The sequence below is a fragment of the Streptomyces aureus genome (assembly GCF_001418135.1).
GTDB classification, from domain to species: Bacteria; Actinomycetota; Actinomycetes; order Streptomycetales; family Streptomycetaceae; genus Streptomyces; species Streptomyces aureus_A.
In genome coordinates this window covers 1-7,949 of sequence record NZ_LIPQ01000107.1, presented here as the reverse complement: position 1 = coordinate 7,949, position 7,949 = coordinate 1, and the positions used below count along the sequence as shown (strand labels likewise).

General features: G+C 72.9%; 10 protein-coding genes and 1 other RNA gene. 4 read left to right on the top strand and 7 right to left on the bottom strand.

Annotated elements, in window-relative coordinates; genetic code table 11:
• The coding region (locus AOK00_RS11285; protein ID WP_055600177.1) for an RNB domain-containing ribonuclease at window positions 1-965 on the top strand (965 nt) is incomplete at its 5' end.
• Here the strand turns inward: AOK00_RS11285 and AOK00_RS11280 are convergent.
• Both AOK00_RS11280 and AOK00_RS11275 read right to left on the bottom strand, forming a co-directional pair.
• The gene (locus tag AOK00_RS11280) at window positions 910-1,782 is read right to left on the bottom strand and encodes a hypothetical protein (RefSeq protein ID WP_254047330.1); all 873 of its coding nucleotides are present in this window, start codon (window positions 1,780-1,782) and stop codon (window positions 910-912) included. The two genes, AOK00_RS11285 and AOK00_RS11280, sit on opposite strands and share 56 nt — an antisense overlap.
• Before the next feature lie 14 nt (window positions 1,783-1,796).
• Entirely contained in the window at window positions 1,797-2,567 is a 771-nt protein-coding gene (locus tag AOK00_RS11275; protein WP_055600175.1) for a MerR family transcriptional regulator, read from the bottom strand.
• 111 nt (window positions 2,568-2,678) lie between these two features.
• Here AOK00_RS11275 and rnpB point away from each other — a divergent pair.
• An RNA gene (gene rnpB, locus AOK00_RS11290) (RNase P RNA component class A) lies at window positions 2,679-3,077 on the top strand.
• Between the two features lie 58 nt (window positions 3,078-3,135).
• Here the strand turns inward: rnpB and AOK00_RS11270 are convergent.
• The gene (locus tag AOK00_RS11270; protein ID WP_055600174.1) at window positions 3,136-3,585 is read right to left on the bottom strand and encodes an Lrp/AsnC family transcriptional regulator; all 450 of its coding nucleotides are present in this window, start codon (window positions 3,583-3,585) and stop codon (window positions 3,136-3,138) included.
• A gap of 108 nt (window positions 3,586-3,693) precedes the next feature.
• On the opposite strand from AOK00_RS11270, the gene AOK00_RS11265 reads away from it, so the two are divergent.
• Window positions 3,694-4,653 carry an SMP-30/gluconolactonase/LRE family protein gene (locus tag AOK00_RS11265; protein ID WP_055600173.1) on the top strand — a complete coding sequence of 320 codons (960 nt, stop codon included), beginning with the start codon at window positions 3,694-3,696 and terminating at the stop codon, window positions 4,651-4,653.
• Between the two features lie 25 nt (window positions 4,654-4,678).
• On the opposite strand, the gene AOK00_RS11260 is transcribed toward AOK00_RS11265, so the two are convergent.
• From AOK00_RS11260 to AOK00_RS11245, 4 genes are all read right to left on the bottom strand, one after another.
• Entirely contained in the window at window positions 4,679-5,197 is a 519-nt protein-coding gene (locus AOK00_RS11260; protein WP_055600172.1) for a DUF1203 domain-containing protein, read from the bottom strand.
• 125 nt (window positions 5,198-5,322) lie between these two features.
• Window positions 5,323-5,706 carry a VOC family protein gene (locus AOK00_RS11255; protein ID WP_055600171.1) on the bottom strand — a complete coding sequence of 128 codons (384 nt, stop codon included), beginning with the start codon at window positions 5,704-5,706 and terminating at the stop codon, window positions 5,323-5,325.
• Between the two features lie 10 nt (window positions 5,707-5,716).
• Window positions 5,717-6,271: an SMI1/KNR4 family protein gene (locus AOK00_RS11250; RefSeq protein ID WP_055600170.1), complete on the bottom strand. Its 555-nt coding sequence runs from the start codon at window positions 6,269-6,271 to the stop codon at window positions 5,717-5,719.
• 9 nt (window positions 6,272-6,280) lie between these two features.
• Window positions 6,281-7,267, bottom strand: a complete 987-nt coding sequence (locus AOK00_RS11245) for a helix-turn-helix transcriptional regulator (protein WP_055600169.1) — start codon at window positions 7,265-7,267, stop codon at window positions 6,281-6,283.
• 90 nt (window positions 7,268-7,357) lie between these two features.
• Between AOK00_RS11245 and AOK00_RS11240 the strand changes: the two genes are divergently transcribed.
• Complete coding sequence (locus AOK00_RS11240) at window positions 7,358-7,819, top strand: VOC family protein (protein WP_055600168.1); 462 nt, start codon at window positions 7,358-7,360, stop codon at window positions 7,817-7,819.
• The last annotated feature ends 130 nt before the right edge of the window (window positions 7,820-7,949 follow it).

Below are 7,949 nucleotides of genomic sequence, written 5' to 3'. Positions count from 1 at the left end.
CCGACGTCCGCCGCGCCCTCGTCCGCAGCCGCGCCAAACTCGACTACGCGGCCGTGCAGAAGCAGATCGACACGGGCACGGCCGAGGAGCCGGTGGCCCTCCTCCGGGACATCGGACGCCTTCGCGAGGCCCTCGAATCCGAACGCGGCGGGATCTCCCTCAACGTCCCCGAACAGGAGATCGTCGAGCAGGACCACACCTACTCCCTCGCCTACCGCGCCCCGCTCCCCGCCGACGGCTGGAACGCCCAGATCTCCCTGCTCACCGGCATGGCCGCCGCCGACCTCATGACCGCCGCCGGCACCGGCATCCTGCGCACGCTCCCCACCGCCCCCGACGGCGCCGTCGCCCGCCTGCGCCGCTCCGCGCAGGCCCTCGGCGTCGACTGGCCGCACCACGTCTCGTACGCCGACGTCGTCCGGGCCGCCGACCCCACGAACCCGCGCCACGCCGCCTTCCTCCAGGAGTGCACCACCCTGCTCCGGGGCGCCGGATACACCGTCTTCACCGACGGCCACATCCCCACCCCCGCCGTGCACGCCGCCGTCGCCGACGAGTACACCCACTGCACCGCGCCCCTGCGCCGCCTCGTCGACCGGTACGCGGGCGAGCTGTGCGTCGCGGCGGTGGCGGGCGACGAACCGCCCGAGTGGGTACGGGCCGCCCTGCCCGCCCTCCCCGACGCGATGGCCGACGGCTCGCGCCGCGCCAACACCGTGGAGCGCGAGAGCGTCGACATCGTCGAGGCGGCGCTGCTGAGGGAACGGGTCGGCGAGATCTTCGACGCGTACGTGATCGACGTGAAGGAACGCGAACCGGCCGTCGGCACCGTCCACCTGGACGACCCGGCGGTCGTCGCCCGCATCGAGGGCGGTGGCTCCCGCCTGCCGCTGGGGGAGTGGCTGCGGGTCAGACTCGCGGCGGCGGACCCGGGGACGGCGAAGGTGCTGTTCGCGCCCGCGTGACGGCCGGGCCGAGCTCGCGGTACAGGGCGCGCGCGTCGTCGGCGTGGAAGCGGATCAGCCGTACGGGCCGGGGCGCGCCGAAGAACCGGGGCGCGTCGACCGGTTCGGTCAGCTCGACGGTGAGGGAGGTCTGCGAGCCGACGGCGAGGTTCAGCTCGCCCTCGGCCTTCTCGTGCGAGAACACCAGCTCGTGACGGACGGACGCGATCCGGTCGAGGGGCACGGACACGTCGACGTGCGCGGCCTGGCGGAGCCGCAGGACGCCCCCGGCGAGGGTGTGCGGGCGGGTCACGGCGGCCGCGTGCAGGCCGAGGACGAACAGCACGGTGTACACGTCCAGGACGAGGACGACCGCGTGGACGACGGGCCAGTCGGCGAGCAGATACGACATGCCGACGCTCTCGACCACGCACACGAACGCGAAGCCGTACATGAGCACTGCCTGGTCCCGCGCGTGCGGGAACACGCGGTCGACACCCTTGACCCCGTGCGGGCGCCGTGCCGCCCACCGCACCAGACTCGCCATGATCCGCAGCTCGTGCCCCGTGATCCGCAGCACGGCCCCGGGCACGAGCTCGGCGACGGCCTCCCGCCGGGAGAGCCCCCGACGCCGCAGTCGCAGGTACGCCAGGCCCTCGGCGACCATGAGCGTGACGACGAGGAGCTCGGCGCCGGCCCATACGGCGGCGGGTATCCGGACCCCGCCGACCAGGAGGACGGCGAGGACGACCTCGGCGGGGAGAACGACATGGGCGACGAGCCGCAGAAGGCGAACGCCACGAGTCCGGCGGCCCGCCGTCGCCTCTGTTCCCGTCACCGCTCCGGCTCCCGTCATCGGCCCCCCTCCCGTCGTTCCCGGACCAGGCGCATCGCCAGGTGGATGGCCGCGGACTGCGCGGGGGCGAGGTCCGCGAAGAGGGCGTCCGCGAGGGAGGTGTCGGACGAGCCGGCCTCGCCCGGCGCCCCGGTCGGCATGTTCACTCCCAGCTCGTCCGGCAGGCAGTCGGCGAGCACCCGCGCGGCCTCGGCGACCCGGGGGTCGTCCGCCGCCGCCCCGGAGAGCGCGTCGAGCAGCGGGTACACCTCGTGCGCGTGCTCCGCCGCTCCCTCCATCAGGCCCATCAGCCGGGCCCGCTCCTCCTCGGGCACGACGACGTCCATCAGGGCCAGGATCTGTCGGTCCTTCGCCGCCATCGGGGACTCGGGCAGCTCGCCCAGGCCCGCGAGCAGCGAGGTGAGCTCCGGCGACAGGGGGCCGTCGGCGGGCAGCCGCCCGGCCCGGGCCTCGTCGAGGAGGGCGGACAGCCGCTCCCGGCGCGTCCGGATCTCCGCCTCCTGGCGGGCCAGGTCCTCCGCGAGCTCCTCCAGCACCTCGACGAGACCGCGCCCCTCGTCGTCGGCGAGCACTCCCCGCACCTCGTCGAGTCCGAGACCCAGCTCGGTGAGCCGGCGGATGCGGGCGAGCAGGACGGCGTCCCGGACGCCGTACTCCCGGTATCCGTTGGCCCGCCGCGCGGGCTCGGGCAACAGGCCCGACTGGTGGTAGTGCCGCACGGCGCGGGGGGTGACCCCGACCAGGGCGGCGATCTCGCCGATACGCATGGGCCCAGTAGAAACCCTGACGCTGCGGCAAGGTCAAGCGTCACTCCAGGGACCGTCCCCGAAGGGTCCATCGACCTCCTGATCGGCGGGTAGCATGGTCGGCACGGCAGACGAGCCGGGCGGGCGGCCGCGTGGAGATCCTCGGATCTTCCCGAGGAACGTCCGGGCTCCACAGAGCAGGGTGGTGGCTAACGGCCACCCGGGGTGACCCGCGGGACAGTGCCACAGAAAACAGACCGCCGGGGACTTCGGCCCTCGGTAAGGGTGAAACGGTGGTGTAAGAGACCACCAGCGCCTGAGGTGACTCAGGCGGCTAGGTAAACCCCACTCGGAGCAAGGTCAAGAGGGGACACCTCGGTGTCTCTGCGCGGATGTTCGAGGGCTGCTCGCCCGAGTCCGCGGGTAGACCGCAGGAGACCGGTGGCAACGCCGGTCCTAGATGGATGGCCGTCACCCCGACGACCGCGAGGTCCCGGGGGACAGAACCCGGCGTACAGCCCGACTCGTCTGTCGGCCCACGTGGGGAGGGCCCCGCCCGGGTGATGCGCCCGGGCGGGGCCCTTCTCGTTCACCCGGTGCCGAGCTCCGGGGAGACCGGCCGCTCGAAGAAGGTCTCCAGGACGACCGTGGCCTGCGTTCCGCTGACCCCGTCGATCGCGTAGATGCGGCGCAGCACGTCCTGCAACTGCTCCGTGGTCGACGTCCTCACCTTCACGAGCACCGACGCGCTGCCGGCGATGACGTGTGCCTCCAGGATCTCGGGGAGCGCGGCGAAGTCCTGTGCCGAATCGCCCATCCACGAGACCGAGTCGACCATCACGTACGCCAGGACGGCGCCGCCCACCGCCGCCGGGTCCACCTCGACGGTGGTGCGGCGGATCGCACCGCGCTCCCTCAGCTTCCGTACGCGCTCGTGGGCCGCTCCGGCCGAGAGGCCCACGGCCTGGCCCAGTGCGGCGTAGGACTGGGTGGCGTCCTGCTGGAGGTGCGTCAGCAGGACGCGATCGATGTGATCCACAACTCTCCGTTCGGCTTGATCTTGCGTAGACCGTATCTCATTCGGCAATCTTCCCGTCGGGCCGTACGGCATTCGGAACGGCATCTGTGTGGACGGGAAGGAACCCGCATGACCAGCGAGCGCCCCGCACTGTACGAGATGTTCGACGACCGGTTCCGTACCGGCCGCTGCATGAACGGCGACGACGGCCTGGAGGTCCTGTACACCGGCTGCCGCTGGGCCGAAGGGCCGATATACCTCCCCGCCTGGAAGCAGCTGGTCTGGAGCGACATCCCCAACGACCGGATGCTGCGCTGGGACGAGGAGACCGGCGCCGTCAGCGTCTTCCGCCGCACCGCCGGGCACACCAACGGCAACACCCTCGACCACCAGGGCCGTCTGATCACCTGTGAACAGGGCAACCGCCGGGTCACCCGCACCGAACACGACGGCACGATCACCGTCCTCGCCGACCGCTGGCAGGGCAAGCGCCTGAACAGTCCGAACGACGCCGCGGTGAAGTCCGACGGCTCCATCTGGTTCTCCGACCCGGACTTCGGCATCACCAGCGACTACGAGGGCTACCGCGCGGAGAGCGAGATCGGCGCCAACAACGTCTACCGCATCGATCCCGCCACGGGCGAAGTGCGGCTGGTCGCCGACTGCTTCGCCGCCCCCAACGGCCTCGTCTTCTCGGCCGACGAGCGGCAGCTCTTCGTCTCCGACACCCGGGCGGGCCTCATCCGGGTCTTCGACGTGCGCGAGGACGGGACGCTGTCGGACGGCGACGTCTTCGCCGAGGCCGCGGCCCGCGGGGCCGCCCGCTTCGACAACCTCCGCTTCGACGACGGCGGTCGGCTCTGGGCGGCCGCGATGGACGACGGCGTGCACTGCTACGACCCCGACGGCACCCTGATCGGACGGCTGAACGTGCCCGAGGCGGTCGCCAACATCGCCTGGGGCGGCACCAAGCGCAACCGCCTCTTCATCGCCGCCGAGACCAGCCTCTACTCGGTCGTCATGGCCGTCACGGGCACGCACCCGACCGGACCGGGACGCAGGCCCTGGCCGGCGCCGCAGTCCCGCTGAACCGGGCCGGCGGGACGCGTGTCGTTCACGGGCGACGGACCTCGAAGTGGAAGCAGCCGTACTCGACCGCCCGGACGTGGACCAGCGCCACGGCCGGGTCGGCGAAGGCTTCGCCGAAGGCCCGGTCGAAGCCCTCGGACGTGGCCTCCGGGAGCTCCAGGAGCCGGCCCCCGACGATGCGGCCCGCCGCGTCGTAGCGACGCACGGTCCGGAGCGCTTCCGCCCGGGCGAAGGGGTACGTCTCCGAGGGTGCGGGGCCGCCGCACTCCTCGGCGTGGACGAAGACGGGGCCCTGCTCGTCGTACGCGCCCGGCTCGGCCCCCGTCCCGGCCGCCCATCGCCGCAGCGGCGCGTACGAGACGAGCGCGATCCGCTCGCCCGGGACGGAGAGACGCAGACAGCAGCGGAGCGGGTCGCCGCCCTCGCCCGCGGAGTACGGAACGCAGGCACGGCCCGCGTCGTCGGTGACGCGCAGCTCGGCGAGCGCGGAGGGCGCGATGGCGCGGGCGTCGTAAGCGGTCGTGGTGGTGGTCTGGGTGCTCATACGGCCAGGGTCGCGCGGCGGGGGATGCGGCCGCTGGCGGAATTCGGACGCGGAGATACGAGCGGACCCGGGTGGGCCGTGGGGCTGAGTGCACGCAGGGGAGAACGACGCTCCCCCGTGAGGGCTCAGAGCGGCTGGAGCCGGCGGTGCAGGAGGCAGAACTCGTTGCCCTCCGGGTCGACCAGGACGTGCCAGTTCTCGGCGCCGGTCTGACCGACGTCCGCCCGCCTGGCGCCGAGCGCCAACAGCCGCTCCAGCTCGGCGTCCTGGTCGCGGTCGGTGGGGTTGACGTCGATGTGGAGCGGGAGCTTCCCGGTACGCGGGTCGCTGCTGGGGCTGAGGACGAGGGTGGGCTGCGGGCCGCCGAAGCCTGCGTCGGGCGGCCCGATCTCGATGCTTCCGTCGCTCTCACGGCCGAGCTCGACGTAGCCGAGGACCTCGCTCCAGAACGCGGCGAGCCGGTCGGGATCGGCGCAGTCGAGGATCAGTTCACTGATGCGGCATGCCATGACCGTCAGTCTAGGCAGGAGCGCGCAGCCACTTGGTGTACCAGGTCCGGAAGTCGGGGTAGGCGGGGACGAAGCCGCCCCAGTCCGGGTCCAGCCGCCAGACCTCGCCCGCGCGCGGCCCCGTCACGATCAGCCGGACGTACATGCCGCAGCCCTCTTCCGCCAGCGTGAGCGTGCCCGGGGTCAGTTCCTCCTCCCGGCCGCCGATCGCGCCGGGAAGGGGGTCGGTGAGAGGGAAAGTCGTCGCGAGCCGGCCCGGCAGACGGTCCTCCTCCCATTCGCCGTCCACGGCCCAGTCGTCCCACTCCGCCGGGCGGGGAGTCGCCAACGGCAGCAACCCATGGGCCGGGCCGGCGGGGCCGTCGCCCACCTCCGCCACGAAGGCACGGTAGTCCGGGGGGAGCCGGATGCCGTGCTCCTCCTCGAACGCGCCGATCTCCGCGCCGGGGAGCGCGGGACGCAGCTCGTACCGGTGCGTGCGCGACCCGAAACGCGCCCGCTCCGGGTCACGCGCCGCCAGCTCCCGTATCCGGGCCCGCACCTCGGCCCCGTCCCAGCTCGTCATGGAGCGACCCTACGCCTCCGCCCGCTCGTCGCCCGATCGCAGTGGGGTCGCCGCCGGGGCGGCGACCGACAGGAGCCTCTCCGCCAGAGCCCGGCAGCGGGCCCTGAGCTCCGGCGGATCGAGCAGCTCGAACTCGTGCCCCAGGAGGAGTACGTGCATGAGCACGCGGTCGAGACTCGCCGCGCCGCTCAGGACCTCGCAGCGGTCCTCGCCCCGGGCGCGCACGACCGCCGCCGACGCCGGGACCTGCGCACGGACCGTGTCCGCCGGCGCGTGGACGAGGAAGCGCGCCCGATGGGCGTAGACCCGGCTCGTCACGCCCTCCTGCACGTACTCCGCCGCGTCCGGTGCCGGGCGGGGGCGGAAGTGCCACGTCCGGGCCGCCACCTCCGTCATCCTGTCCACGCGGAAGGTGCGCCAGTCGTCCCGGTCGAGGTCGTACGCGAGGAGGTACCAGCGCCGGTCGGAGGCGACCAGGCGGTGGGGCTCGACCCGGCGCGGCCGTGGAGTGCCCCCGGAGGGATAGTCGAAGCTCGCCTCGACCTCCTCGCGGCAGGCCCCGGCCAGTGTCATGAGCGCGTCGGGGTCGACGGGTGTGCGGCCCGCGCCGAAGAACTCCACCGATCCCGACAGAGTGCGCACCTGGTGCCGCAGTCGGGTCGGCAGCACCTGGTCCAGCTTGGTCAGCGCCCGGAGCGTGGCGTCGCCGGAGCCGCCGGCCGCGCCGGCGAGCAGGGAGACCGCCGTGGCGATCGCCTCCTCGTCGTCGAGGAGGAGGGGTGGCAGATCCTGCCCCCGGCCCAGCCGGTAGCCGCCACCCACTCCCAGGCCGGCGTGGACCGGATAGCCGAGCGTGCGCAGCCGCTCGACGTCGCGCCGCACCGTGCGTGGCGTGACGCCGAGCCGGTCGGCAAGCTCGGGGCCGGACCAGACCCGGCGCTGCTGCAGCAGCCCGAGGAGGGTGAGTACCCGCTCGGTGGTCCTCCGCTCGTCCATGTGGCCCAGCCTGCCAGAGGTGGCGGACCGATCCTGTCCGCCTCGGGTGTCAGGGTGGATCCATCGCACCGCAGGGAAAGGAGCAGCACGATGAGCCGCCAATTCCAGGTCACGTTCGACGCGCACGACCCGGGGGCGCTGTCGGCGTTCTGGCGTGACGTACTGGGTTACGTCCATCCGGGCCCGCCGGGAGTCGAACTGCCGGAGGGCGCGGACCCGATGGCCGCGTGGGACGAGTTTCTGGCGAAGCTGGGAGTGCCGGAGGAGGAGCGCAACACGCGATCGGCCCTGGAGGACCCGGAGGGGGAGGGGCCTCGGGTGTTCTTCCAGCAGGTGCCGGAGGGGAAGACGGCGAAGAACCGGGTGCACCTCGATGTGAGGGCGGCGCCGGGGCTGGAGGGGGAGGAGAAGATGGCGGCGCTGGAAGCCGAATGCGAACGGCTGGTGGCGCTGGGAGGGAAGCGGCTGCGCCGCTTCGAGCCGGCGCCGCCGATGAGCGACGGGTGGATCGTGATGGAGGACCCGGAGGGGAACGAGTTCTGCCTGGACTGAGTGAGCGGTACGGGCAGGTTCTTGGGGTGGGCCGGGAGGATGGGCCTCTGGTGGGATCGCCCTCTTTCCGAGAGTCGCTCCTTCCGGTGGTGCGTCAAGGGCGCTCCTTCGTCGCGTCGCTGCGCGATGG

Coding starts and splice junctions, on each gene's coding strand:
- AOK00_RS11275 (WP_055600175.1), bottom strand. CDS start 2,567: ATGCGTATCGGCGAGATCGCCGCCCTGGTCGGGGTCACCCCCCGCGCC.
- AOK00_RS11265 (WP_055600173.1), top strand. CDS start 3,694: ATGACCAGCGAGCGCCCCGCACTGTACGAGATGTTCGACGACCGGTTC.
- AOK00_RS11260 (WP_055600172.1), bottom strand. CDS start 5,197: ATGAGCACCCAGACCACCACCACGACCGCTTACGACGCCCGCGCCATC.
- AOK00_RS11255 (WP_055600171.1), bottom strand. CDS start 5,706: ATGGCATGCCGCATCAGTGAACTGATCCTCGACTGCGCCGATCCCGAC.
- AOK00_RS11250 (WP_055600170.1), bottom strand. CDS start 6,271: ATGACGAGCTGGGACGGGGCCGAGGTGCGGGCCCGGATACGGGAGCTG.
- AOK00_RS11245 (WP_055600169.1), bottom strand. CDS start 7,267: ATGGACGAGCGGAGGACCACCGAGCGGGTACTCACCCTCCTCGGGCTG.
- AOK00_RS11240 (WP_055600168.1), top strand. CDS start 7,358: ATGAGCCGCCAATTCCAGGTCACGTTCGACGCGCACGACCCGGGGGCG.